Source organism: Microbacterium candidum (assembly GCF_030315975.1).
Classification (GTDB): Bacteria; Actinomycetota; Actinomycetes; order Actinomycetales; family Microbacteriaceae; genus Microbacterium; species Microbacterium candidum.
On sequence record NZ_JASXSZ010000002.1, the window covers coordinates 126,582 to 151,408 of the forward strand.

Consider the following 24,827-nt stretch of genomic DNA (forward strand, 5'->3'; position numbering starts at 1 on the left):
CTGCTGTCGTCAGCCTCGATGCGACGGCCGGGCCACCGCGTCGGCGATCGCCTGCGCGAGCAGGTCGCGCACCACGTCCGGCTCGAGCACGGCTGCGGCGTCGCGGGCACGGGCCGCCAGCGCGGCCCGCTGCTCGTCGTCACGCAGAAGCAGGATCACCGCGGCGGCGAGGGCGTCGATGTCGCCGGACGGCACCAGGGCACCCGCATCCCGGATCGTCTCGCGCGGTCCGTATCGGACGTCGTAGGACACGACCGGGATGCCGCGGGCCAGTGCCTCCGCCGTCGACAGGCCCTGCCCTTCGTAGGCGGGCGAGGCGAGGAACAGCGCGGCGCCGGCAAAGGCCGCATCCCGATCGTCGACATGACCGTGGAGCGTGACCTCGTCGGCCAGGCCGAGCTCGTCGATGAGGTCCTGCAGCGTCGCGCGGAGCGGGCCGTCGCCGTAGACGTCGAGGTGCGCGCCGGGGAGATCTGCGACCACGTCGACCCAGGCGCGGATGGCGTGGTCGACGCGCTTCTGCGCGGCCAGGCGATTGAGCATGACGACGTGGTGATTTCCGGTGGCTGAGGCCGTCGACGCGTCGCCGGGAATGTGCGGCGGCGAGTGCGACCCCTCGACAGGCTCGGGGACCGGACCGAGCTCGGGGACCGGATCGGGCTCGGGGACCGGATCGGGCTCGCGGACCGGATCGGGCCCGGGGACCGCATCGGGCTCGCGGACCGGATCGGGCCCGGGGACCGCATCGGGCTCGCGGACCGGATCGGGCCCGGGGACCGGATCAGGCTCGGGGAGCGATCGGCGATCGGGAACGGGCTCGACGGCGTTCGGCACCACGACGTACGTGTCGTGGGGCCCGAAGCGGGCGGAGACGTCCGCACGCTGCGCCGCCGTCGGCCACAGCACGGCGTCGAACGACCCGGCGACCTCGAACCAGCGGCGCCACAGCTCTCCGATGGGGCCATCCGGATCGTCGTACGGCGGCTCGAGGTGCGAGTTGTGGATCGTGTGGATGATCCGCACACCGGGGTCGTCCCAGTCGGCGATGAGCTCGCCGAGCTGCCGCGACTCGCACACGACCACGACGATCCGCTCCGGGGCATCCGCGCGGAGCCCGGCCACGATGTGCTCCAACCAGGCGCGATACAGCCCACGGAACCCGACCAGCACGCCCGCACCGTGGACGACGACCGCAGCCTCCGTGAGGTGCCAATCCGGGTTGCCGGGGATCACCGGGATGGACACGACATCGCCGATCGACCGGTACTCGACGCCCGGTGTCGGCGCTCCCTCGACCGCCGCGGATCGCAGCCACGAGGGGTCGGCGAGGGCCTCGTCGAAGAGATTCCGGAAGCGATCCGTGGATGCCGCATCCCCCCGCCGCACGAACTCCGCCCGCTGTTCGGCGTGCGCCTCGGGCGTGCCCGGGTCGAGCGTCAGCAGCGCCACTGCCCCAGCGCCCGCATCCTCGAGCAGCCGCGCCCGCGCGAGCGTCGCGACGGTGAACCCGCCATCGAGACCCGGGATCAGCCGGCTCGACAGCGAGACGTATGCGGCATCGGGCAGATCAGCGCTCACCGGTCCATCCTCCCCCACCGCGCTCTCCGACCGCAGACGACGGATGCCGCGGCCTCGCGGCCGCGGCATCCATTCGGTTCACTCCCACTCGATGGTCCCCGGGGGCTTCGACGTGACGTCGAGCACGACCCGGTTGACCTCGCTCACCTCGTTGGTGATGCGGTTCGAGATCTTGGAGAGCACGTCGTAGGGCAGGCGCGTCCAGTCGGCGGTCATCGCGTCCTCCGACGAGACCGGACGCAGCACGATCGGGTGGCCGTACGTGCGGCCATCGCCCTGGACGCCGACCGAACGGACGTCGGCGAGCAGCACGACCGGGCACTGCCAGATCTCCTGATCCAGGCCGGCCGCGGACAGCTCGAACCGCGCGATCGCGTCGGCTTCGCGCAGGATGTCGAGACGCTCGCGGGTCACCTCGCCGATGATGCGGATGCCGAGACCCGGGCCGGGGAACGGCTGGCGTCCGACGATCGCCTCGGGGATGCCGAGCTCGCGGCCGATCGCGCGGACCTCGTCCTTGAAGAGGGTGCGCAGCGGCTCGATGAGGTCGAAGTCGAGGTCGTCGGGGAGGCCCCCGACGTTGTGGTGCGACTTGATGTTCGCGGTGCCGGTGCCGCCACCGGACTCGACGACGTCCGGGTACAGGGTGCCCTGCACGAGGAACTTGATCGGCGCGCCGCCTTCGGCCTTGGCCTCCTCGACGAGGTCGCGCTGCACCTTCTCGAACGCGCGGATGAACTCGCGCCCGATGATCTTGCGCTTCTCCTCGGGGTCGGTGACGCCGGCGAGGTGGCCGAGGAAGGTGTCCGCGGCATCCACCGTGATCAGGCGCACGCCCGTCGAGGCGACGTAGTCCTTCTCGACCTGCTCGCGCTCGCCCTTGCGCAGGAGCCCGTGGTCGACGAAGACCGCGGTGAGCTGGTCGCCGATGGCCTTGTGCACGAGCGCCGTGGACACGGCGGAATCGACGCCGCCGGAGAGCGCAGAGATGACGCGCGCGTCGCCGACCTGCTCACGGATGCGCTCGACCTGCTCCGCGATGACGTTGCCGCTGTTCCAGTCGGCGGGAAGCCCTGCGGCCTTGTGCAGGAAGTTCTCGATGACCTGCTGGCCGTAGTCGGAGTGCTTGACCTCGGGGTGCCACTGCACGCCGTACAGGCGCTTCTCGTCGTTGCTGAACGCGGCGACCTCGGTCGCGCCCGTCCGGGCGTGGACCGTGAAGCCCTCGGGCGCGCGGGCGACCTGGTCGCCGTGGCTCATCCACACGTTCTGCTCGGTGGGCTGGCCGGCGAGGATGACGCCGCCGTCGTCGATGATCGTGGCATCCGTCGCGCCGTACTCGCGGAGTCCGGTGTTGGCGACCTGGCCGCCGAGGGTCTGGGCCATGATCTGGAAGCCGTAGCAGATGCCGAGGGTCGGGACGCCGAGCTCGAAGACCTCCGGGTCGAGGCGCGGAGCGCCTTCCTCGTAGACCGACGAGGGGCCGCCGGTGAGGATGAGCCCCACCGGGTTCTTCGCCGCGATGTCTGCCGCGGTCGCCTCGTGCGGGACGATCTCGCTGTAGACGCCGGCCTCGCGGACGCGCCGCGCGATCAGCTGCGCGTACTGCGCGCCGAAGTCGACGACGAGGACAGGGCGCTGCGAGGTCTCGGGCTGGTCGGTCATCGCACTCCTTCGGTCGCCGAGGAGCTCGCCCCGGCCTCATCGGTCCCCGAGTTCGTCGAGGCGGCCTGATCGGCCCCCGAGCCTGTCGAGGGGGCGGCTGCCTCTGTCGCCTCGCGGTCGGCGAGGTACTTCTTCACGTCGCGGGCGACGCGTGCCTCCATGATGAAGGACAGGAACGGCACGACACCGCCGAGCGCCAGCAGGATGAAGCGCGGGAACGGCCACCGCATGAGGCTCCACACGCGGAAGCACGAGAAGAGGTACACGACGTAGAACCAGCCGTGGACGACCAGGATCGACATCGAGACGTTGAGTCCGTCGCCCGACGACTCGGTGCCGCGGGGGCCCTCGATGACGGGCGCGAAGTACAGGAAACCGCCGGATCCGCCGAGGAACAGCTCGTATCCGAGGGCGTACTTGACGATCATCTCGGCGCACAGCAGAAGCAGGAACGTACCCGTGATCACCGAGCAGATCTGATAGAACTTCAGCGCGCCGCGGATCGCCGGGAATGAGGCGATCTTGGGGGCGGGAGGCATACCAACATCCTACCCGCCGCTGATTTCGGAGAATCCCGGGCTAACTCGGGTCTCCGCCGCCATCCGGTCCGGATTCCGTGGGATTCTCCGACTTCGGGATGCCGGCTGCCGCGGCCTCCTCGAGCTCTTCGATCTCCTTCTCCCACGCGTCCTTCGCGAGGCGGTACCAGAGGTAGAACGCGAAGCCCGCGAACACCGCCCACTCCGCCGCGTAGAAGAGGTTCAGCCAGTTCACGCCCTGGTGCTCCGACGGCGCCGGCGACGAGATCGCCTCGAGTCCGCCGAGGGGCTTCTCGCTCGTCAGGTACGGCCGGTAGACGTTCAGCCCCTTGACGTGGTGCCAGCGGCCGAGAAGCGCGGCCGGCGACATCGTCGTCAGCTCGTACGGCCGCGCCTCGGGCGGGGTCACGGGCCCCTCGTCGGAGATGAGGCGCCCGGTCACGTCCGCGGTGCCGCCGGAGGCGTTGAGCGCGGATGCGACGGAATCCGCCTTCGCGCGATCCGGCGTCCACCCCACCGCGACCGCGATGGAGGTCGGAGCCGCCGTGTCGGCGACACGCAGCTGACCGGTCACCCAGTAGCCCTCGACGTTGTCGTTGAAGCGTGAGGAGACCACGATGAAGTCGCCCGGAACCCACGAGCCCGAGACCGCGACCTTCTGCCCGACGAGTCGGTCGTCGAGGTACTCCCCCGGCTTCACGACGTCGGCGATCGGCTCCACGTGCTCGGTCGTGCTGGGCGCGACCGGTGCGGTGTCGATCGCCCGACCGAGCTGCCACTGGCCGAGCCACGCGAACACGCCGGCGACGACGAGGCACAGCAGGAGCATCGCGATCCAGCGCGGACGCACCATGACCTCGCGAAGGGTCGGCGGGAAGACCTGCTGCTGCGGGGCCGGCGCGGAAGGCTCTGTCATCAGTACGGCGCGACGACGACCTCGACGCGCTGGAACTCCTTCAGGTCGGAGTACCCGGTCGTGGCCATGGACTTCTTGAGCGCGCCGACGAGGTTCGCGGTGCCGTCGGCGACCTGCGCCGGGCCGTACAGGATCTCCTCGAGCGAGCCGACCTGGTCGACCGCGACGCGTCGGCCGCGCGGCAGGTGCGGGTGGTGCGCCTCGGCTCCCCAGTGGAAGCCACGGCCCGGGGCATCCGTCGCACGCGCGAGCGCGACGCCGAGCATGACGGCGTCCGCGCCCATGGCGACGGCCTTCACGACGTCGCCCGACGTGCCGACGCCGCCGTCGGCGATGACGTGCACGTAGCGCCCGCCCGACTCGTCGAGGTAGTCGCGACGCGCGCCTGCGACGTCGGCGACCGCGGTCGCCATCGGCGCGTGCAGACCGAGGGTCGCGCGGGTGGTGGATGCGGCGCCCCCGCCGAACCCGACGAGCACGCCCGCCGCGCCTGTGCGCATGAGGTGCAGCGCGGCGGTGTAGGTGGCCGCGCCGCCGACGATCACCGGGACGTCGAGGTCATAGATGAACTTCTTCAGGTTCAGAGGCTCCGCGACCGAGGAGACGTGCTCGGCGGAGACGGTGGTGCCGCGGATGACGAACAGGTCGACGCCGGCCGAGACGACCGTCTCGTACAGCTCCTGCGTGCGCTGCGGGGTGAGGGCACCGGCGACCGTGACCCCGGCGGCGCGGATCTCCGCGATGCGATCGCGGACGAGCTCGGGCTTGATCGGCTCGGCGTAGATCTCCTGCATCCGACGGGTGGCGTCCACCTCGTCGAGGCCGGCGATCTCGGCGAGGAGGGGCTCCGGGTCGTCGTAGCGGGTCCACAGGCCCTCGAGGTCGAGGACGCCGAGCGCGCCGAGCTGGCCGAGCATGATCGCCGTCTGCGGGCTCACGACCGAGTCCATGGGGGCGCCGAGCACCGGGGTGTCGAACGAGAACGCGTCGATGGTCCACGCCGTCGAGACGTCCTCCGGGTTGCGCGTGCGCCGCGAGGGCACGACGGCGATGTCGTCGAACGTGTAGGCCCGCCGCGCGCGCTTGCCGCGGCCGAGCTCGAGCTCCATGGTCACAGGTTCAGCCTACCCTCCGGCCTTATGCGTCCCTGAGACCCGTCGGTCGTTGAGCGAAGGGCGCTCTCGCGCGGCTCAGCGTCCGACAGATGGCTGCGCAACCCCGAGCCCCGCCGGTCGTTGAGCGAAGGGCGCTCTGGCGCCCGAGACGAAACGCAGTGATCGGACCTCGAACGCTCACCGCGTTTCGTCTCGGTCGTTCCTCCCCCGCTCAACGACCCGCGAACGGATGCGGAGCGCGGATCAGCGGGCACGCACGACGCGGGACTCGTCCCACACCGGCGCGTCGGACTCGTACACCCGCCCGTCCCCGCCGAACACGAGGAACCGGTCGAACGACTTGGCGAACCAGCGGTCGTGCGTCACTGCCATCACCGTCCCCTCGAAGCGGTCGAGGGCCTCCTCGAGCGCCTCTGCGGAGACGAGGTCGAGGTTGTCCGTCGGCTCGTCGAGGAGCAGGAGCGTCACGCCGGACAGCTCGAGCAGCAGGATCTGCAGGCGCGCCTGCTGCCCGCCGGACAGCGTCTCGAAGTTCTGCTCGGCCTGGTGGACGAGCCCGTACCGGTCGAGGGCGGAGGATGCGGCATCCCTCGGCATACCCGGGCGTTCCGCATCCCCGCGATGCAGGATCTCCAGGAGCGTGCGGCCGACGAACTCGGGATGCCGGTGGGTCTGTGCGAACCACCCCGGCACGACCCGCGCACCGAGCGACACGCGGCCCGTGTGCGGCACGGGCTCCAGGTCGGCGCCGACCGTGGTGATGTGGCCGAGCAGGGCATCCGGGTCCGTGCCGCCGCCCGCGAGCAGTCGCAGGAAGTGCGACTTGCCGGAGCCGTTCGAGCCGAGCACGGCGACGCGGTCGCCGAACCAGACCTCGAGGTCGAAGGGCTTCATGAGGCCCGTGAGCTCCAGTTGCTCAGCGACGACGACCCGCTTGCCGGTGCGCGATCCGCGCAGGCGCAGCTGGAGGTCCTGCTCCTTCGGGCGCTCCTCCGGGGGCCCCGCCTCCTCGAACTTGCGCAGACGCGTCTGCGCGGCGCGATAGCGCGAGGCGAACTCGTCACTGTTTGCCGCTTTCACGCGCAGCGTCGCCACGAGCGTCTTGATCTTGGCGTGCTGCTCGTCCCAGCGCCGGCGCAGCTCGTCGAGCCGCGCCATCCGGTCCTCGCGAGCCTGGTGGTAGGTCGCGAAGCCGCCGCCGTGCACCCACGCCGTGCTGCCGGCAGGGCCGACCTCCAGCGTGACGATGCGGTCCGCGGCGCGAGCGAGCAGTTCGCGATCGTGCGAGACGAGGAGGACGGTCTTGGATGTCGCACGCAGCTGATCTTCGAGCCAGCGCTTCCCCGGGACGTCCAGGTAGTTGTCCGGCTCGTCGAGCAGGAGCACCTCGTCGGGTCCGCGCAGCAGCGCCTCGAGCGCCAGCCGCTTCTGCTCGCCGCCCGACAGCGTCTCGAGGTCGCGGAACCTCGCGCGCTCGAACGGGATGCCGAGGGCAGCGACCGTGCACGCATCCCACACGGTCTCGTGCTCGTAGCCGCCGGCGTCCGCGTAGTCCGCGATGGCGGAGGCATAGCGCAGCTGGGTGTCGATGTCGTCGCGCTCGATGAGTGCGTCCTCGGAGGCCTCGAGCTCCTCAGCGGCGGCCTTGATGCGGTCGGGTGCGACCGACACGAGCAGGTCGTGGACGGTCTCGCCGGCACGGCCATGGCCGACGAACTGGTCCATGACGCCGAGCCCGCCGCCGATCGAGATGGCTCCGGAGTCGGGCTTCTCGCCGATCTCGTCTGAGGCGCCTGCGGCGCGGCGGATGATTCGCAGCAGCGTCGTCTTGCCCGCGCCGTTCGCGCCGATGAGGGCGGTCGTGCGCCCCTCGGAGACGCGGAACGTCACCTCATCCAGCAGGGGCCGGCCATCCGGCAGCCCGAACGACACGGCGGCCACATCGATGTACCCCACGGCGCAGCATCCTTCCGCCCCGCTTCGTCCATCGAATGTGCAGAGCCGATCAGACTACCGCATCCGGCGCGCATCCGCTCGTCCGTCACAATCCGAGCCCGCGACCACACATCGTGACGGACGAACGCCGCCGCAGACCGGACCGATGTTAGGGATGAGTTGAAGATGTGCATCTCACCGGTGACTTGTCCACCCGGTGTCCAGCGGGACATCTCGTGGCGTTGACTGGTTCTGCTGGGCACCGTCTCCGGGATGGGTGACGTTCAGATCGCGTGTTCCAGTTGACGCCCCCCGTCACCGGGCATTTCATCGGGCGGGTCTTACGGGCATCCCAGCCCGCTAAGTCTCGTGACCTGCGGTCGGCCTCTCATCCTGCGCGCGAGAGGACCGGCTTTCGCACGGCAATCGACGGGCTCGGGCGCCCATCAGCAGGTGAGAATCTTTGCCAGGTCCAAGTCCTGGTAATAGACCGGTTCACCGCCGCCCCAGAAGATGCGCAGTCGACTGCCGCTGTCGACGTCTCCCGGCCGTCCACGTAATAACAGAACGACCCTTGAGGGTCGATCCCGAGGGACTTTCGAGCCGAGCCAGACCTTGTCCACGTTCTTCGTCATGGCTTCGAGGACCTTGTCGCCCGGCGGCGCTTTCGTTGTGAACGGAGCGGCACCGGATCCGAGCAGGTCATCGCCCGTGATCATCACGTGTGGTGCGTCCTGAAGTTTGTATCCGACGATCAGTGGGTCCCACCCGAGGACATCACGCCCGCGAACTTCGAACTGGACCAGCGCGTCGCCGCTGGAAGGTTCGACTGAGCAGGTCGACGTCTGGAGATCAACGTCTAGGCCCTTGGAAGGGGAAGCACCGACGTATGGCCCGCAACTGGTGAGTCCGAGCGCGAGGAACGGGACCAGCATCACCCATGCCCACGGTTGCCTCTTCACATGAGAAACATGTCAGAGGGTCAGCAATCCGAAGTTAGGATCGGCCGATCTGACCGCTAATCGTTACGAGAGGCTCGACGGGAACCCGCTTCGTGGGCGCCGCCACCACTGCTACACCGCGTCTTGCCCCGGATCTGCAATGCGTCTCACGGCTTGTGCGACGCGCGTAGGACAACCCACCTGCGCACCCGTTTTCTCTGGGAATGTGAGCGCCGGCCGGGGTCTTTTAGGGGATGTCGCGCGGGTCGCGTTCTGAGAACGGCGGCTCGGGATCATCCGGGTCATGAGGTACCCCGGGCCAGAACGTTCGTTTGATCTCTCCGAAGCTGGCGTAATGACCGAGCACCCATGGCGTGCCGTCAACATCGGGGCCCGACCGCGTGTTCACTGTCTTGACCGGTTCCGTGGCTTTTGGTTCGCGGAGGCGGACGACCCCGTCCGTCGGGGACGCGACCACCGTCATGTCGGCGAGAGCTGCGCTTCCGGGCGGTCCGAGCACCACCGACTTGCCGGTGGCCATCGCCAGCTTCGACATGAACGATGCCACACGCGCCCAGGAGCGCTCGTTCTGCACGAGGTCGATTCCGACCTCGAAGTCGACACCGCAGCCGAGCTCGGGCTGCGACCAGAACGACATCGGGATCGGCAAGCCCCGCACGAGGAGCGCCGTGACGCCGGTCGACATGTGTGCATCCGCGGATACCCACCGCTCGTCGACGAGCGCACCAAATGCCCGGCTCTGCGTGTCGTGATCTGCGTCGACGATCTGGCCGGTCGCGACGCCAGGTCCGCCGAGACTGCTCACAAGGTTGCGCCAATGCCACACGGGTCTCACCTTTCGAACGCGAAGCCCACCGCTCTGCAATCCGCCCGCGAACAGGCGCTGCGAATCACCGCGGTACGGGTTCGCCGCGGGGCGTCAGCGAGGAATCGCCTTCAAGTAGACATCACCAACGCTCACCAAAGTCGCATCGCCGCGCGCCAAGGGACCGCTTAGGGACTGAGGAGAGACGGCACCCCCTGGCCGTTGCATGATCGGATCGAGTGGGGACCCATGCAGCATCTCCGCGTGAGTGGACTTGTAGTCAGAATGCCGGCTCAGGAGAGCGAGCCGAACATGTCAAACAGAAGCCAAAGTACGACGAACGGCGCTCGGATGATGAATAGAACCTGCTTGCGCCTGGGCAGATCCGCCCACCTAATCTTTTGCGTGTTCTTGTATGGCGCCGGCGGTAAGAGGTCCTCCGGTGCGGCCTTCTTCGTCATGAAGGCACCCCGGCAGCTGCCACGCCTTCGGCGTCGAACATCGATCTCAACTGCGCTTCATCCACCCTGGCCTCCAACAGCCACACAACCCGTGATGATCATCTCAGTGATGAGGTTCGAGTCCTGTGCAACCAACGACAACAGGCACGATGCCCGATCGCCATGAGAGCGCTCGAGATTCGTCGGGTTGAGCGCCGACCTGCGTCGAGAGGGGACGGTTTACGGGTTACGAAAGGGCGGGTGCGGCGGAAGGTCGAAACGCTCCTGAATGCGGTATAGCAGTGTCTCGAAGTCACGAACGGCGAGGGCTCTCGCTTTGTCTGGGTCCTCCGGGATCGAGTCCACCGGGCGGTAGCGCACCGCGGTGAGACGATCGCTCGCTTTCCGGATCGTCGTCTTCCATCTATCGCCGTCGTACCACAGCGGTAGATAGGCCTCGGAGACTCCGACCAAGCGCCACCACTCCGTCCACTCGAGGTTCTCGGTCATCGAGGTGTGCAGCTGATCTGCGCGCTCGTCATACACCTCGGTCCGGTCCGACGTCGGCCCCGACCCGCCGAGCAGAACGATTTCCGGGGTTCCCCGCTTCACCACCACGGGTAGCGGGACTGGTGGCGGCCCGCCGTCGCCGTTGTTCCGGCGGGGTTCGATAGTCGGCTCGGTTGTCGTGATGGCACCGTTGGTCGGATCGGCGGTGACCACGACGTCCTGCCAGTCCCAATACGACCCGGTCGAGAATGTGAGGCGGCCGGTGTCGTCCCAGCGCATCGATCGTGCCGCACGATCGAATGACTTCTGAGAGTTCCAGCCGCGCACCAGCTCTGTGATCGTGACGGTCCCGGTGGCCGCCTCGGTGAACTCTGCCGACAGCCGACCGTACCCGTCATCCACAAGTTCACCGCGCAGCCGGGCCACCACCCGGCGGTCGCGTCGCTGCTTCACAGGCCCGACCCAGCGATACTCGAACGTGGTACTCCGGGCTCTGTCCATCGCGGCGGTGATCAGGGACGCATTCCACCCGCGCAGTTCGGCCAGTCGGAGAACACCCGTCTCGACGGCGGCAGCCACTAGCCCCGCACGAACCGATGCCTCCAAGTTGTGGAAGCCGCGCGGCACATACACGTGACCAACCTCCAAGCTGCTGCGCTGCTCGACGACGGACACTTCCAGATCAGGCGCCTCACCGGGAAGAGCGAAGAATCGGACCTGCGACGACCTCGCTTCGACCGGCTCAGAACTCAATTCCCGGCTGAAGGATTCGCATACCCGGACCGACGTGCGAAGGAACGAGTCGACCTCCTTCGTTGCCGTACCGTCCAGGGTCTCCCACAGCTGATCCGGCGCACCCATTCCCGGCCACACCCACACCATGCGCAGCGCGGGCACTGTCAACGCATCCCCGAGCCGAATCGCGACGACACTCCTGCGTTATCGGGTCCACTCATGGGCAGATGCTAACGAAACCAGAACCGGGCGGCGAAACAGGACCAACTCTCAAAGGACCGCGCTCTCAAGGATCGACGAGCGTACAGGCCGCCGGCTCTGCGTGTTGCAACGGTCTTGCGATGTGGGGCGCGGAAGCGCGTGTCGACATACGCGCGGCGGTGCTCAAGCCCGACGTGGGAATCCGTACATTGCCGGGTTGGCAAGGACCGAATCGACTGTCGCCGTGGCCTGGCCCTCGTCGAGCCGGACTTGACGGAGGATGTCGATAGCGACAGCTCGGTGGCGTTCGTTGATCGCGGTGTCCCATTCGTCTAAGAACCTCGCGACGAATAGTCGCTCGTTGACGGTCATGGCCGCGTACTCTTCGCGGCGGTTCCAGACCTGCTCGAATTCGGTGTCGGAGATGTTCCACGGCATCCACTCGTCGGGATCGTCGAACGCTGCCTGTCCGAGCTGTCCGAAGTGGTCCTCCAGGCGTGCTAGGTCGTAGCGGAGCGTGGGGCCATTCTCGTAGAGCTCGATCTGTCGTGAGGCGAAGTCGTCATCTCCCACTTCGAAGTAGTACGTCGCAGGGCCCCATCGAGCGAAGTCGTCGCCGCGAGATTAGTCCCAGGGTCGCTTGTAGTACCGAGTCGCCACAGGCACAGCATCACATTGCTGAGGCGCCCTCGTCTACGAATTGCCCGACCGGGCGCGCGAGCGCGCCAGCGAACGCACGAGGATCCGTCAGCGGGCCAGCGCGTGTGGTCCGTCACGCCTCCCATGGATTGAAGACCGCTACGCCCGTCGGTTCGAAATCGGAAACGTTCCTGGTTGCGACGGTCAGACCGTGGACGAGCGCCGTCGCGGCAATGTAGGTGTCGCGTTCCGGTCGGGGATCGGGGACGTGCATGCGCGCGGCGAGCTGGGCGACCTCCCGATCGACCGGAAGGATCCGTCCGGCGAAGGCGTCGAGCACGACCTCGTCGAACCAGCGCCGCAGCGTTGCTGCTTGGGCTCTGTCTCGGCGCTCGGCTTGCACGATTCCGAGCTCCACCTCGAACACGGTGATCGCGCTGAGGAACTGGAGGTCGGCGTCGAGTGTCCCGCCCCATGCAGCGACGTTCCGGTCGATGCGAGTCACGCTCTTGCGCAGCTCGCTGACGACGTTCGTGTCCAGGAGGTAGCTCACAACTCGGCCGCCCGCGGCAGGGCGCGCGAGACCACCGGCTCGAGGTCGATGTCATCCTTCGCCTGAAGGAGACCCGTCAAGCTCCGCCGTGCGCGAATCGCTCGATACTCGCTGATCGACAGGAGCACGTATGCCGGGTTGCCCCGGTCGGTGATCACGACAGGCCCGTCATCCGCGGCCCGCTTGGCCGCGCTCACATCCTGGTTGAACGAGCGTGCGCTGATTGTCGTTGCCATCAGGTCCCCCTTCCACCACGCAAATGTAGGTACGTATCTACGTTACCACGATGCACACATCCCGGACCGCTCGTCTGCACGAAGATGGATCCCATCACGGGCAGGTCGACGGTGGAGGAGTTCGCCACGTACGGACAACAACACCGGCCGCCCGGGCACGGACAAGTCGCATCCCGCTTGGCGCCCCACTCCGGATATCGCCGTCGGTGAGTCGCCGGACCTCCCGGACCGGGCGGATGTCTGTGGGCGCTCCCTGCAACCGAGGAAACGCAGCGGCCGCGACATCCATCGGATGCCGCGGCCTTCATCGCGATTCCTACTTCTTGTAGTTGGGCGCCTCGACGACGATCTGCACGTCGTGCGGGTGGGATTCCTTCAGGCCCGCGGCGGTGATGCGGACGAAGCGGCCCTTGACCTTGAGCTCCTCGACGGTGCGGGCGCCGACGTAGAACATCGACTGACGCAGGCCGCCGACGAGCTGGTACGCGACGGCCGAGACAGGCCCGCGGTACGCGACCTGGCCCTCGATGCCCTCGGGGATCAGCTTGTCGTCGCTCGGGACATCCGCCTGGAAGTAGCGGTCCTTCGAGTACGACGTCTTCTTGCCGCGCGTCTGCAGCGCGCCGAGCGAACCCATACCGCGGTACTGCTTGAACTGCTTGCCGGCCTGGAAGACGATCTCCCCCGGGCTCTCGTCGGTGCCCGCGAAGAGCGACCCGATCATGACCGCGTCCGCGCCGGCGACGAGCGCCTTCGCGATGTCGCCCGAGTACTGCAGTCCGCCGTCGGCGATGACCGGGACCCCGGCGGGACGGGCGGCGAGGGATGCCTCGTACACGGCGGTGACCTGGGGCACGCCGACACCCGCGACGACGCGCGTGGTGCAGATGGAGCCCGGCCCGACGCCGACCTTGACGGCATCCACGCCTGCGTCGATGAGCGCCTGCGCCCCCTCGCGGGTCGCGACGTTGCCGCCGATGACGTCGATGTGGTCGAACGTCGGGTCGGCCTTGATGCGCTTGACGATGTCGATCACGCCGGCGGACTGGCCGTTGGCGGTGTCGACGACCAGGACGTCGACGCCCGCGTCGCGGAGCGCCTCGGCGCGCTGCCAGGCGTCGCCGAAGAAACCGATCGCCGCTCCGACCCGGAGGCGACCCTGCTCGTCCTTGGTGGCGAGCGGGTACTTCTCGCTCTTGTCGAAGTCCTTGATGGTGATGAGGCCGGCCAGCTTGCCGTCGTCGTCGATGAGCGGCAGCTTCTCGACGCGATGCTTGGCGAACTTCGCGATGACCTCGCCGGCGCCGATGCCGACGTGGCCGGTGACGAGGTTCTCGCTCGTCATGACGTCCTTGACGAACGTCGACTTGCGCTCAAAGCCGGAGACGAAGCGCATGTCGCGGTTCGTGATGATGCCGACGAGGTGACCGTCGCCGTCGATGACGGGGAGGCCCGAGACGCGGTACTGCGCGCACAGCCGGTCGACCTCGTCGACGGTGGCGTCCGGCGTCGTCGTGATCGGGTCGGAGATCATGCCCGACTCGCTGCGCTTGACGCGGTCCACCATCGAGGCCTGATCCTCGACGGAGACGTTCCGGTGGATGATGCCCAGCCCGCCCTCGCGCGCGATCGCGATCGCCATGCGCGCCTCGGTCACGGTGTCCATCGCGCTCGAAATGAGCGGCGTGGCGACCGTGATGCGTCGCGTCACGCGCGACGACGTGTCGGCTTCGCTGGGGATGACGTCCGTGTGCCCCGGCAGGAGCAGGACGTCGTCGTAGGTGAGACCGACGAAACCGAACGGGTCAGGCTGCTCCATATGGATACCTCCGGGAGGCCGCGGTGGAGGTGGTTCCCGCGGCGGGTGGGACGACGACGACCAGGGCGCGGGAGGGTGCGCCCGCGTGTGAAAAGTCTAAGCGCGCTGCCTGAGCGTTTCATTCCCGCGCCCGTCACCAGAGCACCACCAGTCGCGCCGGGTCACGTCGCCGAGCCCTCAGACCGCCGCACGCTCCCGTCGCGCGGTGCGCAGCGAGTCGACGATGAGGAGGATGAGGGCCACCCAGACGAGGCCGAAGCCGATCCAGCGCGCCGGCGGCATCGGCTCCTTCAGGATCGCCACCCCGACGATGAACTGCATGATCGGCGTCACGAACTGCAGGAGGCCGACGACCGTCAGCGGCACCCGGCGGGCGCCCGATGCGAACAGCAGGAGCGGCACCGCGGTGACGACGCCGGCGAGCAGGACGAGCACCGCGTGCCAGGCGCCGTACCCGAAGATGGTGAGGCCCGACGTCACGCCGACGACGATGAGCTCGACGATCGCGATCGGCAGCAGCCAGAAGGATTCGAGCGTCAGCCCGCTGACCGCATCCACCGCCGGACCGACGCGCTTCTTCACCAGCCCGTACAGGCCGAACGAGAAGGCGAGGATGAGCGCGATCCACGGCACCTCGCCGTATGCGACGACGCTCACGACCACGGCAAGGACCACGATGCCGATCGCGACCCACTGCATCACGTCGATGCGCTCGCGCAGGACGAGGACGCCCAGCAGCACCGTCACGATCGGGTTGATGAAGTAGCCGAGGCTCGTCTCGATGACGTTTCCGGAGAGCGTGCCGACGAGGTATGTCTGCCAGTTGACATAGATCAGGATGCCGGCGAGGGCCGTCAAACCGAGCAGCCGCGGCTGTCGGAGGATCGCCCGGAGCTTGCCCCACGTACGTGTGACGGTCAGCAGCAGCAGGCAGAAGACGAACGACAGGATGATGCGCCACGCGACGATCTCCCACGGACCTGTGGGCGCGAGCAGCAGGAAGTACAGCGGGAAGACACCCCACAGCAGGTACGCCGTGAAGGTGTAGATGATGCCGCGCCGCCGCTCACGGTCGGACGCGACGACCGGCACGCCGCCGGTGCCGAGCACCTCGGTGCTCTCCGTCAGCGCATCCACGCGAGTCTCGTCGCGCGCCCCCTCGGGCGGGGGCGACGATTCCGGGCGACTCACCGTGCCAGCCTACGCGCGGTCGACGCGGCACTGGCCGCAGGCTTCCGCATCCCTGTCGCGCGCTCCCGGGGCTTTCGCACTCGCGCCCGGGAATGCACGAAGACCCGGATGCGCGGCATCCGGGTCTTCGAGAAGCAGGTGTCGCCGATCAGCGGACGACGACCGCCAGCACGTCGCGCGCCGACAGGACGAGGAACTCGTCGCCGCCGAACTTGACCTCGGTGCCGCCGTACTTGCTGTAGATCACGCGGTCGCCCACGGCGACGTCGAGCGGGATGCGGTTGCCGTTGTCGTCGATGCGGCCGGGGCCTACGGCCACGACCTCGCCCTCCTGGGGCTTCTCCTTGGCGGTGTCGGGGATGACCAGACCGCTCGCGGTGGTCTGCTCGGCCTCGACCTGCTTGATGACAATGCGGTCCTCGAGCGGCTTGATGGAAACCGACACGGTGTACCTCTTCCTTCTTGGAGTGAAGACTCGTTAGCACTCAGCGCATGCGAGTGCTGATCAAAGTCTAGGACGGGCACTGGCACTCATGCAACGCGAGTGCCAATTCTGCGTCACGCATCCGTAGGCTGGACGACGTGGAGATGAGCGAGCTGAGAGCCCTGCTGACCCCGGAGGGGCTGGCGCTCCTGGACGAGACGCGGGCAGCCGGCATCCCGGATGTCGCGCGCGCCGTGTCCCGGCTGCGCGCGGCGGGGCACTCCGCCGACCTCGTCTCGGCCGTCGTCGGGCAGGCGCGCCTGCGCGAGAAGGCGGTCGCGAAGTTCGGGCCGTTCGCATCCCGGATGCTGTTCACCCGCGCGGGGCTCGAGCAGGCCACGCGTCTCGAGGTGTCCGCCCGGCATGCGGGACGGTTCCGTTCAGCAGGGCTGCAGAGCGTGGCGGACCTTGGATGCGGCATCGGCGGCGACTCGCTCGGCTTCGCCGGGATAGGCCTGCGCGTGCACGCCGTGGATGCCGACGAGGTCACCGCCGCGATCGCCGCCTACAACCTGGCTCCCTTCGGCGACGCCGTGTCGGTCGCGCACGGGCGCGCGGAGGACGCCGACTTGTCCGGGGTGGATGCCGCCTGGCTCGACCCCGCGCGACGCACGGCCGGGCACACCGAGACCTCGCGGGTCTCCGCGGCGGACTACACGCCGTCGCTCGACTGGGCGTTCGACCTCGCGGGCAGGCTTCCGACCGGCGTGAAGCTCGGCCCTGCGTTCGACCGCGACCTCATTCCGCAGGATGTCGAGGCCCAGTGGATCGGCGTCGACGGCTCGACGATCGAGCTCGTGCTGTGGTCGCGAGAGCTGGCACGGCCCGGCGTCCGTCGTGCCGCGCTCGTCGTCCGCGGCGCGGCCGCCCATGAGCTGACCGCGCAGGAGGATGCTGCGGACGAGCCTGAGCGCGAGCTCGGCGCGTTCGTCCACGAGCCCGACGGCGCCGTCATCCGCGCCCGCCTCATCGGCGATGTCGCGCGGTCGCTGCAGGCGGGCATGGTCGCGCCCGGCATCGCGTATCTCACCGGGGATGCGGCGCTGACGTCGCCGTTCGTCTCGAGCTTCCGCGTGCGCGAGACGCTGCCCGCCGACGTCCGTGGGCTTGCCCGCGCCCTGAAGGAGCGCGGCATCGGGCGCCTCGAGATCAAGAAGCGCGGCGTCGACGTCGACCCCGCGAAGCTGCGCACGTCGCTGAAGCTGAAGGGCGACGAAGAGGCGACCCTCATCCTCACCCGGGTGGGCGGGAAGCACCTCGCAATCCTCGCCGACCGCGTCTGAGCGGCTCGCCGCGTTTCGACTCGCTGCGCTCGCTCAACGACCCGCGGGGACCACATACCTGCGGGTCGTTGAGCGAGCGAGGAACGAGCGAGACGAAACGCAGATGGCCCCGCCGAGGATCAGCTGCCGGCGAAGGCGCCCTGCGTGGCAGCGAACACCAGCCATCCGGCGCTGTAGAGGATCGACACCGCAGCGAGCACGATCGCCCAGATCGCCATCGCACGCGCCTCGTCACGTCGGAGCGAAACAACCCCCGCGATGATGCCGACGATGCCGAGGAGGAAGCCCCAGCCGACGAGGAACGACACCAGCAGCCCGACGATCGCGAACCCGAGCGCCCATGCCGCGAAGCGCACGCGCGGCGACGGCTGTGCCCACTCCGCGGGGGTGTAATCGAGTGCGTCCTCCGTGCCGGGCTCGATCGGCGCCGACTGGATCGTCACTCCGACCGGGCCGGTCAACTCGCGCGAGAAACCGCCACGGTGGGCACCCGGAAGGGATGCGGCATCCATCGTCGGAGCGAGGTCGGAAGCCGGGGGCGCGACACCGCTCGCCGGACCCTGGCCGTTCTCGCCGTTGCGGACGATCGGCTCCGCCGACGCATCGGCGCCAGCATCCTCATCCGATTCGTTCTCTGCCTCGATCTCACCCGCGCCGTCGCCGGCTACGGAATCTCCGGGCGCCGCTGCGCCCGAATCCGATCCGGACGGAGCGCGGGCCTGGCCAGCAGCGTGGCGGGCATCCTCTGCCGGTTCAGTCGCCTCTTCCCCGGGACTCTCGCCGACCGGCTCGGGCACGCTCACGGCACGGCCACCGTCTCGGCGACCTGGATCTCCGTCACCGGCAGGGTCGAGTCGGCGCCGAACTCGAGGGTCGAGGGACGACGACCGGAGGCGATCAGCTCGGCCGCGAGGCCGGCGATCATGGCGCCGTTGTCGGTGCACAGACTGAGCGGCGGGATCCGCACGGTCACGCCGGCAGCCGCCCCGCGTTCGAGCGCGACGTCACGCAGACGCTTGTTGGCGATGACGCCGCCGCCGAGGAGCAGCCGCGGCACGCCGTAGTCGGCGCACGCCGCGAGCGCCTTCGTCACGAGGACGTCGACGACCGCTTCGCGGAAGGATGCCGCGACGTCCGCGACCGGGAGCTCGCCGTCGTGCTGCTCGGTCCAGCGGGCGACAGCGGTCTTCAGACCGGAGAAGGAGAAGTCGTAGCGATGCTTGTCGAGGTCGCTCGCGCGCGACAGGCCGCGGGGGAAGCGGATGGCGTTCGGGTCGCCCGTTGCGGCGGCCCGGTCGATCTCGGGGCCGCCCGGGTACGGCAGGCCGAGCAGCCGCGCGACCTTGTCGAAGGCCTCGCCGGCCGCGTCGTCCACGGTCTCGCCGAGGAGTTCGACATCCGTCGTGAGGTCGCGCACGAGCAGGAGCGACGTGTGCCCGCCGCTCACGAGGAGCGCGACGGTCGGAAGCACGATCTCGTCGCCGGTCAGCAGATCGGCCGCGATGTGCCCGACGAGGTGGTTGACGGCGTACAGGGGCTTGCCGAGCGACACCGCGAGCGCCTTCGCCGCGCCGATGCCGACCATGAGCGCGCCGGCCAGTCCCGGGCCGCTCGTCACCGCGACGGCGTCGAGGTCCTCCAGCGCGACGCCCGACTCGGCGAGCGCGGCCTCGATGGACGGCTGCAGCTCCTCCAGGTGCGCGCGGGCTGCGACCTCCGGCACGACGCCGCCGTAGCGGGCGTGCTCGTCCATGCTGGAGGCGATGGTGTTGGACAGCAGCGTGCGGCCGCGCACGATCCCGATTCCGGTCTCGTCGCAGCTCGTCTCGATGCCGAGAACCAGCGGTTCGCTCACGTGCACACTCCTCCATCCGCCGTCGCCGCATGCGCCCAGGCGCGCAGGTCGAGCCGCATGACGACGGCGTCCACGTCGTCGGGCTGGTAGTAGCGCGGACGACGGCCCATCTCCGCGAATCCCTCGGACTCGTACAGCGCCTGCGCCACCGGGTTGTCGGCACGCACCTCGAGGAACACCTCGGCCGCTCCGCGCTCCTGAGCGGCGTTCAGGAGGTCGCGCAGCAGCGCTCGGCCCCTCCCCCGGCCGCGCGCGGCGGCGTCGATCGCGATCGTCTGGATGTCGGCATCCTTCGCCCGGCGCGGCGCGCGCACGCCCCCGTATCCGACGATGCGCCCCGCCTGTTCGGCGACGACGTACGTGTTGTGGGGCGAGGCGAGCTCCTCGCGCATCATCGCCTCGGACCACGCGTCGGTCGGGAAGGATGCGCGCTCGAGCGCCATGATCGCGCCCAGGTCGTCCGCCGTGGCCGCGCGGGTCATGCGCTCACCTTCTTCGGGCCGGCGGGGAGAGTGACATCGGGCGAGCGGAGGTAGAGCGCGTCGGAGGGGCCGATCGAGCGGCCCGCGGCGAGGGCGCGGGATGCAGCGAGCCCGATGAGCGCCGCGGGAACGGCGTGCGCGTCCAGGCGCAGAGCGCCGAGTTCGGCGAGACGCGCGTCGAGGTCGTCGCGCGGGATGAGCGCCGGCTCCGTCGCGCGGACCGGCAGGCCGTCGGCATCCATCCCGTCGTAGACCGTGTAGGCGAACTCGCGACGGCGCGCGTCGGTGACGACGGCGAATCGGACGTCCTCCTCCACGACCATCGCGGCCTGAAGGAGTCTCCCGAGCGCGACGGCGTCGTGGCTCACGACGGGGACGACCGGGATGCCGCGCCCCAGCGCGAACGCGCGCGCTGCAGCGATGCCGACCCGCAATCCCGTGAACGGTCCGGGACCCATGCCGGCGGCGACATACGAGATCTCGGTGTCGTCGGAGAGCGCGGTCACGCCGAGAGCCGGCGTGACGGCGGCGGTCTCGAGCGCCCGCGCGATGAGCGTGCCGATGACCTCCGCGTGGCCCAGCGGGTTGTCGCTCGATTCATCCGCGCGGACCACGCCGTCGGCGTCGACGACCGCGACGCTCGTGCCGACCGAGGTGTCGATGCCGAGGATCATGCCTTCCAGGGTAGTCGGGGCGTCTGGGCACCCGGCGAGCCGACGGAACGCCTTCCCTCGCCGAGCGGACGGTCGTAATGTCGGGCGCGTGCGGTCCACGAGCAGGCGAGGACGGGCGGCGCTGATCGCCGCCGTGTGCCTGCTCGCCCTCACGGCGTGCACGAACGTGTCGCCCCCGCCGCCGTCGACCAACCCCACTGCCGTCGCGCCGACGCACATGAGCGCGGGGTGGACAGAGATCGCCGCCCCCGCGCCCGGCGCCCGCGTGCTGACGATGGTGGCGACCGGTCGGACGCTCCTCGCCTTCGGCTCGGTTCCGACAGGCGCCGCCCGGGCACCCGCCGCGTGGACGACCACCGATCTCGGAACGTGGACGCGTCTGGAGACCCACGCCGTCACGGCCTACGGCGAGGTCGCGCAGTTCATCATGGGGGCGGATGCCGACGGGCGCGTCGTCGCGTTCGGGCAGGCGTACGGCGGCGCACACAGCAATCCGAGGCCGACGACGTGGGCGGGCGACCTCCACCGCCTCGACGAGCACGAGCAGCCGTACACGCTGTTCGGCGGCGAGGACGCGATCGGCGTCACGGCGATGGCATCCTCGGGCGGCATCGCCCTGATCTCGGGCGCTTGGGACGGGCCGCACGGCTACGGCGCCGCCGTCTGGCTGACGAAGGACGGCGTCCGCTGGACGAGGATCGCCGACGCGCCCGGACTCTCCTCCGCTCCGGGCGAGCAGACGTTCGCCAACTCCGCATCCTGGGTCGCGGACGGCTTCGTGCTCGCCGGGTCCGTCATGAGCGCAGGAACCACGAAGCCGCTCGTCTGGCGCTCACCCGACGGCATCCATTGGACGCGCTCCGCTCTCTCGTCGCCGACGGATGCGGCAGCCCTCGCCTCCGCGTGCGGCACCGCGGGCTGCACGACCGTCGGCGCCACGCTCGCCGCCTCGCAGCAGCTGCGGTGCTGGCGCACCGACACCGCCGGTACGCAGACCGCGCAGTCATCCGGTCCGGGTCACGGACTCATCGACGTCACACAGGTCGTGCTGTTCGGAGATCGCGCCCTCGTCGTCGGTTCGATCGACCACGTCGCGACGCTGTGGTCGGTCGGCGCCGACTGCTCGGGATGGTCCGCGATCCCGACGCCGGCGAGGTCAGAGGATGCCGCGGCCGCCGTCCTCGGCGGCCACCTGATCCTGGCGACCACCGGCCCCGACGCCAGCCGGCTCTGGACGGCGCCGACCGGCTGACCCGACTCCGCGCGGGCGCCTCCCTCAGACGCCGAGGAGTTCGAGCATCGCGTAGGACGCGATGCGGGCACCCATCGGGATCGCGGCGAGGTCGACGTAGAACTCCGGACTGTGCTGCGTGTACGGATAGTCCTTGCCCTGCACCCGGGCCTCCGCGAAGACGTCGGGATCGACGACTCCGACCATGAGATACGTGAAGTCGATGTCGTCGTGCGGCCCCTTGAGGAGGTGGGCGTCCTCGGAGCCCAGCTGAGCCGGGAACTGCCGGACGACCGAAAGCTCGCCGAGCGCCCCCGCGAACGCGTCCGCGAGACGGGTCGACAGCGCGGGGGTGTTCACGAGCGGGGTCGATCCGCCCTTCATCGTGTACACCGGCATCCGGTCGTCGGTCACCTGGTAGGTGCGGACGATGCCGTCGGTGACGTCGTGGATGCCGCGCAGCATCCGCTCCCGCACCGCGGGTTCGAACCAGCGCAGATTGAGCTTGAGGAGCGCTTCGTCCGGGATCACGTTGTTGTCCGCCCCGGCGTGGATCGCGCCGACGGTGAGCACCGCCGTCGCGCTCGGATCGATCATGCGAGCGACGATCGACTGGTACTGCACGATCGCCTCGGCCGCCATCGCGATGGGGTCCTTGGAGCGATGCGGCGAGGATCCGTGCCCTCCGGCACCGCGGATGAGGACGTCGAGCTGGTCGGTGCCCGCCATCAGGGTTCCGCCCGCGCACACGAGGGTGCCGACGGGCATCGGCGCCGTGTGCATCCCGATCATCTGGTCAGGCACCGGCACGATGTCGTAGAGCCCGCCCTCCACCATGGCCTTCGCCCCGGTGATCGGCTCCTCCGCCGGCTGCCCGACGAGCACGGCCGTACCGGCCCACAGGTCGGTGCGCTCCGCGAGCAGCTGCGCCATCGACAGCATCCAGGTCACGTGGGCGTCGTGGCCGCACTGGTGGGCGACCGGGCTCTCCGTGCCGTCCGGACGGACGACGCGCACAGTGCTCGCGTACGGGCGGCCGGACGCCTCCGCGACGGCATTGGCATCCATGTCGGCGCGGTACAGGACGGTCGGTCCATCGCCGTTGCGGAGGACTCCGACGACACCGGTGACCCCGATGCCGGTCGTGACGGAGTATCCGAGCTCGCGCAGCCGGTCGGCGACGACGGCGGCGGTGCGCTCCTCCATGAACCCGAGTTCGGGATGCCGGTGGAGGTCGATGAACCTCTCCACGTCGGCGTCGGTGTGCTCGGCGATCGCAGCGTCGATGGCGGCGATCGCGGTCGAGGTCAGGGCCATCCTCACTCCTCTGATCCGCGCGGCGGTGCGCGGCTTCAGCGTATCCCCCGATCAGGCGCTCACCATCTGATCATCCTGCGGCATCAGATGGTGAGGCGACTCCGAGGGGCCATCAGATCCGGAAAGAGGTCAGGGCCGGCGGGTGATCGTCACGATGCGCGGGGAGTCGGCATCCAGCTCCTCATCGGCGTCGGCCGGACGGGCCGCATCCCGGTCGAGCTCGACCTCCCACCACCGCTCGCGGAGGCCGTCGATCATCCCGCGACCCCACTCGACGACGACGACCGAGTTGTCGACGTCGATGTCGAGGTCGTCGAGCTCCGCGGCCGAGCCGAGCCGGTACGCGTCGACGTGGACGAGCGGCGCCCCGCCGATGAGGGAGGGATGCGTCCGCGCGATCACGAACGTCGGGCTCTGCACCGGCCCGCGCACGCCGAGGCCGGCGGCGAGGCCGCGGGTGAGCGTCGTCTTGCCCGCCCCGAGCGGGCCGGTCAGCACGACGAGATCGCCGGGATGCAGCATCCGCCCCATCCGCTCGCCGAGCGCCTCCATCGCGTCCGGCGTGGCGATCTCGTGACGGCCCTGCAGCTCGCCGAGGCTCACGACCGCACCTGCCGGCGTGGCACGCGCGGGCCGATGCGCGTCACGATCTCGTAGTTGATCGTGGACGCCGCATCCGCCCACTCCTCCGCCCCCGGTGCGCCGAGCGTCGGATCGCCGAAGAGCACCACAGGGTCGCCGACGTGCACGGGGGTGTCGCCCACGTCGACCACGAACTGGTCCATCGCCACACGTCCGGCGACCGTGAAGCGCTGGCGGCCGATGACGACGGGGCCGGTGCCCGAGGCCTGCCGCGGGATGCCGTCGGCGTAGCCCACCGGGACGAGCGCGAGCGTCGTCTCGCGGTCGGTCGTGTACGTGTAGCCGTAGGAGACGCCGTGGCCTGCCTCCACGCGCCGCACGGCCGCGACTTCGCTGCGGAGCGTCATCGCGGGGCGCAGCCCGAGGTCGCTCGACGTGCGGTCGGCGAACGGCGACAGCCCGTACAGACCGATGCCGATGCGCACGCAGTCCAGGCGCGACTCGGGCAGGTCGATCGCGGCGTGCGTGGCGGCGATGTGCCGCAGGCTGGGGTGAATGCCGAGGCGAGCCGCCTCATCCACGCCCTCGAGGAAGGCCGCGAGCGCCCCTCGGTCGTCGTCGGGCGACGTGTTGGAGAGGTGGCTGAAGAGGCCCACGATGCGCAGCCGGCCGATGCGTTCGAGGCGCGCAGCCTCGGAGAAGACCGCGGCATAGTCGGCGGGCGGGATGCCGTTGCGCCCGAGCCCCGTCTCGAGCTTCAGGTGCACGCCGACGGCGTACTCGGAGGATGCGGCGGCGGCCGCCGCCTGCAGCTGGTCCATCGTCGAGACGCCGATCTCCACACCGGCGGCGGCGGCTTCGGAGAACGTCTGCCCCGGAGCGTGCAGCCACGCGACGATCGGGGCGTCGATCCCTCCGCGGCGCAGGGCCAGCGCCTCGGTGACGTCAGTGACGCCGAGGCGGGTCGCGCCGCCGGCGATCGCCGCGGCGGCCGAACGGACGGCGCCGTGCCCGTACCCGTCGGCCTTGACGACCGCCATGACGTCGACGCCGGTGAGGCGACGCATCTGCCGGGTGTTC

The 24,827-nt window shown here is 69.6% G+C and carries 24 protein-coding genes; 2 read left to right on the plus strand and 22 right to left on the minus strand.

The window, feature by feature from the left end:
* Positions 1-9: 9 nt before the first annotated feature.
* From QSV35_RS06960 to groES, 15 genes are all read right to left on the minus strand, one after another.
* The gene (locus QSV35_RS06960) at positions 10-1,578 is read right to left on the minus strand and encodes a glycosyltransferase (RefSeq protein ID WP_286287939.1); all 1,569 of its coding nucleotides are present in this window, start codon (positions 1,576-1,578) and stop codon (positions 10-12) included.
* A gap of 78 nt (positions 1,579-1,656) precedes the next feature.
* On the minus strand, positions 1,657-3,243 hold the full coding sequence (guaA, locus tag QSV35_RS06965) for a glutamine-hydrolyzing GMP synthase (RefSeq protein ID WP_286287940.1): 1,587 nt from the start codon (positions 3,241-3,243) through the stop codon (positions 1,657-1,659).
* Positions 3,240-3,782, minus strand: a complete 543-nt coding sequence (locus QSV35_RS06970; protein ID WP_286287941.1) for a DUF3817 domain-containing protein — start codon at positions 3,780-3,782, stop codon at positions 3,240-3,242. The genes guaA and QSV35_RS06970 overlap by 4 nt, the downstream gene beginning before the upstream one ends.
* A gap of 40 nt (positions 3,783-3,822) precedes the next feature.
* Positions 3,823-4,698: an SURF1 family protein gene (locus tag QSV35_RS06975; protein ID WP_286287942.1), complete on the minus strand. Its 876-nt coding sequence runs from the start codon at positions 4,696-4,698 to the stop codon at positions 3,823-3,825.
* Positions 4,698-5,807, minus strand: coding sequence for a GuaB3 family IMP dehydrogenase-related protein (locus QSV35_RS06980; protein ID WP_286288458.1), 1,110 nt, complete (start codon positions 5,805-5,807; stop codon positions 4,698-4,700). Before QSV35_RS06980 ends, QSV35_RS06975 begins: the two co-directional genes overlap by 1 nt.
* 249 nt (positions 5,808-6,056) lie before the next feature.
* Positions 6,057-7,769 carry an ABC-F family ATP-binding cassette domain-containing protein gene (locus QSV35_RS06985; protein ID WP_286287943.1) on the minus strand — a complete coding sequence of 571 codons (1,713 nt, stop codon included), beginning with the start codon at positions 7,767-7,769 and terminating at the stop codon, positions 6,057-6,059.
* Between the two features lie 425 nt (positions 7,770-8,194).
* Positions 8,195-8,686 (minus strand): hypothetical protein, encoded by a 492-nt coding sequence (locus QSV35_RS06990; RefSeq protein WP_286287944.1) that lies wholly within the window; start codon positions 8,684-8,686, stop codon positions 8,195-8,197.
* Between the two features lie 250 nt (positions 8,687-8,936).
* Positions 8,937-9,536: a hypothetical protein gene (locus tag QSV35_RS06995; RefSeq protein ID WP_286287945.1), complete on the minus strand. Its 600-nt coding sequence runs from the start codon at positions 9,534-9,536 to the stop codon at positions 8,937-8,939.
* Between the two features lie 659 nt (positions 9,537-10,195).
* Complete coding sequence (locus tag QSV35_RS07000; protein WP_286287946.1) at positions 10,196-11,362, minus strand: hypothetical protein; 1,167 nt, start codon at positions 11,360-11,362, stop codon at positions 10,196-10,198.
* Between the two features lie 222 nt (positions 11,363-11,584).
* Positions 11,585-11,974, minus strand: a complete 390-nt coding sequence (locus QSV35_RS07005; protein WP_286287947.1) for a hypothetical protein — start codon at positions 11,972-11,974, stop codon at positions 11,585-11,587.
* 199 nt (positions 11,975-12,173) lie between these two features.
* Entirely contained in the window at positions 12,174-12,593 is a 420-nt protein-coding gene (locus QSV35_RS07010) for a type II toxin-antitoxin system VapC family toxin (protein ID WP_286287948.1), read from the minus strand.
* Complete coding sequence (locus QSV35_RS07015) at positions 12,590-12,829, minus strand: type II toxin-antitoxin system prevent-host-death family antitoxin (protein WP_286287949.1); 240 nt, start codon at positions 12,827-12,829, stop codon at positions 12,590-12,592. The genes QSV35_RS07010 and QSV35_RS07015 overlap by 4 nt, the downstream gene beginning before the upstream one ends.
* Positions 12,830-13,145: 316 nt before the next feature.
* Positions 13,146-14,648 carry an IMP dehydrogenase gene (gene guaB, locus QSV35_RS07020; RefSeq protein WP_286287950.1) on the minus strand — a complete coding sequence of 501 codons (1,503 nt, stop codon included), beginning with the start codon at positions 14,646-14,648 and terminating at the stop codon, positions 13,146-13,148.
* 177 nt (positions 14,649-14,825) lie between these two features.
* Positions 14,826-15,740, minus strand: coding sequence for an EamA family transporter RarD (rarD, locus tag QSV35_RS07025; protein ID WP_286288459.1), 915 nt, complete (start codon positions 15,738-15,740; stop codon positions 14,826-14,828).
* Positions 15,741-15,987: 247 nt separating this feature from the next.
* Positions 15,988-16,284 (minus strand): co-chaperone GroES, encoded by a 297-nt coding sequence (gene groES / locus QSV35_RS07030; protein WP_286287951.1) that lies wholly within the window; start codon positions 16,282-16,284, stop codon positions 15,988-15,990.
* 137 nt (positions 16,285-16,421) lie between these two features.
* Here groES and QSV35_RS07035 point away from each other — a divergent pair, with 137 nt between their 5' ends.
* On the plus strand, positions 16,422-17,606 hold the full coding sequence (locus QSV35_RS07035; RefSeq protein WP_286287952.1) for a THUMP-like domain-containing protein: 1,185 nt from the start codon (positions 16,422-16,424) through the stop codon (positions 17,604-17,606).
* Between the two features lie 119 nt (positions 17,607-17,725).
* Here QSV35_RS07035 and QSV35_RS07040 read toward each other — a convergent pair whose 3' ends face one another.
* Genes QSV35_RS07040 through tsaB form a run of 4 tightly spaced genes read right to left on the minus strand, consistent with a single transcriptional unit; the run spans position 17,726 to position 20,617 of the window.
* Complete coding sequence (locus QSV35_RS07040; RefSeq protein ID WP_286287953.1) at positions 17,726-18,409, minus strand: hypothetical protein; 684 nt, start codon at positions 18,407-18,409, stop codon at positions 17,726-17,728.
* The gene (tsaD, locus tag QSV35_RS07045; protein ID WP_286287954.1) at positions 18,406-19,467 is read right to left on the minus strand and encodes a tRNA (adenosine(37)-N6)-threonylcarbamoyltransferase complex transferase subunit TsaD; all 1,062 of its coding nucleotides are present in this window, start codon (positions 19,465-19,467) and stop codon (positions 18,406-18,408) included. Before tsaD ends, QSV35_RS07040 begins: the two co-directional genes overlap by 4 nt.
* Positions 19,458-19,943: a ribosomal protein S18-alanine N-acetyltransferase gene (gene rimI, locus QSV35_RS07050; RefSeq protein ID WP_286287955.1), complete on the minus strand. Its 486-nt coding sequence runs from the start codon at positions 19,941-19,943 to the stop codon at positions 19,458-19,460. Before rimI ends, tsaD begins: the two co-directional genes overlap by 10 nt.
* On the minus strand, positions 19,940-20,617 hold the full coding sequence (tsaB, locus tag QSV35_RS07055; protein ID WP_286287956.1) for a tRNA (adenosine(37)-N6)-threonylcarbamoyltransferase complex dimerization subunit type 1 TsaB: 678 nt from the start codon (positions 20,615-20,617) through the stop codon (positions 19,940-19,942). Before tsaB ends, rimI begins: the two co-directional genes overlap by 4 nt.
* Positions 20,618-20,705: 88 nt before the next feature.
* On the opposite strand from tsaB, the gene QSV35_RS07060 reads away from it, so the two are divergent.
* Positions 20,706-21,869, plus strand: a complete 1,164-nt coding sequence (locus QSV35_RS07060; RefSeq protein ID WP_286287957.1) for a hypothetical protein — start codon at positions 20,706-20,708, stop codon at positions 21,867-21,869.
* Positions 21,870-21,893: 24 nt separating this feature from the next.
* Here QSV35_RS07060 and QSV35_RS07065 read toward each other — a convergent pair whose 3' ends face one another.
* From QSV35_RS07065 to alr, 3 genes are all read right to left on the minus strand, one after another.
* Positions 21,894-23,165 (minus strand): amidohydrolase, encoded by a 1,272-nt coding sequence (locus QSV35_RS07065; protein ID WP_286287958.1) that lies wholly within the window; start codon positions 23,163-23,165, stop codon positions 21,894-21,896.
* A gap of 129 nt (positions 23,166-23,294) precedes the next feature.
* Positions 23,295-23,717 (minus strand): tRNA (adenosine(37)-N6)-threonylcarbamoyltransferase complex ATPase subunit type 1 TsaE, encoded by a 423-nt coding sequence (gene tsaE / locus QSV35_RS07070; RefSeq protein WP_286288460.1) that lies wholly within the window; start codon positions 23,715-23,717, stop codon positions 23,295-23,297.
* Between the two features lie 47 nt (positions 23,718-23,764).
* Positions 23,765-24,814, minus strand: a complete 1,050-nt coding sequence (gene alr, locus QSV35_RS07075) for an alanine racemase (protein WP_419956827.1) — start codon at positions 24,812-24,814, stop codon at positions 23,765-23,767.
* Positions 24,815-24,827 lie beyond the last annotated feature (13 nt).

Bases quoted from the DNA above. Each gene is read 5' to 3' on its own strand.
- guaA (WP_286287940.1), bottom strand. From the start codon at position 3,243: ATGACCGACCAGCCCGAGACCTCGCAGCGCCCTGTCCTCGTCGTCGAC.
- QSV35_RS06970 (WP_286287941.1), bottom strand. From the start codon at position 3,782: ATGCCTCCCGCCCCCAAGATCGCCTCATTCCCGGCGATCCGCGGCGCG.
- QSV35_RS06975 (WP_286287942.1), bottom strand. From the start codon at position 4,698: ATGACAGAGCCTTCCGCGCCGGCCCCGCAGCAGCAGGTCTTCCCGCCG.
- QSV35_RS06980 (WP_286288458.1), bottom strand. From the start codon at position 5,807: ATGGAGCTCGAGCTCGGCCGCGGCAAGCGCGCGCGGCGGGCCTACACG.
- QSV35_RS07015 (WP_286287949.1), bottom strand. From the start codon at position 12,829: ATGGCAACGACAATCAGCGCACGCTCGTTCAACCAGGATGTGAGCGCG.
- guaB (WP_286287950.1), bottom strand. From the start codon at position 14,648: ATGGAGCAGCCTGACCCGTTCGGTTTCGTCGGTCTCACCTACGACGAC.
- rimI (WP_286287955.1), bottom strand. From the start codon at position 19,943: ATGACCCGCGCGGCCACGGCGGACGACCTGGGCGCGATCATGGCGCTC.
- tsaB (WP_286287956.1), bottom strand. From the start codon at position 20,617: ATGATCCTCGGCATCGACACCTCGGTCGGCACGAGCGTCGCGGTCGTC.
- QSV35_RS07065 (WP_286287958.1), bottom strand. From the start codon at position 23,165: ATGGCCCTGACCTCGACCGCGATCGCCGCCATCGACGCTGCGATCGCC.
- tsaE (WP_286288460.1), bottom strand. From the start codon at position 23,717: ATGGAGGCGCTCGGCGAGCGGATGGGGCGGATGCTGCATCCCGGCGAT.
- alr (WP_419956827.1), bottom strand. From the start codon at position 24,814: ATGCGTCGCCTCACCGGCGTCGACGTCATGGCGGTCGTCAAGGCCGAC.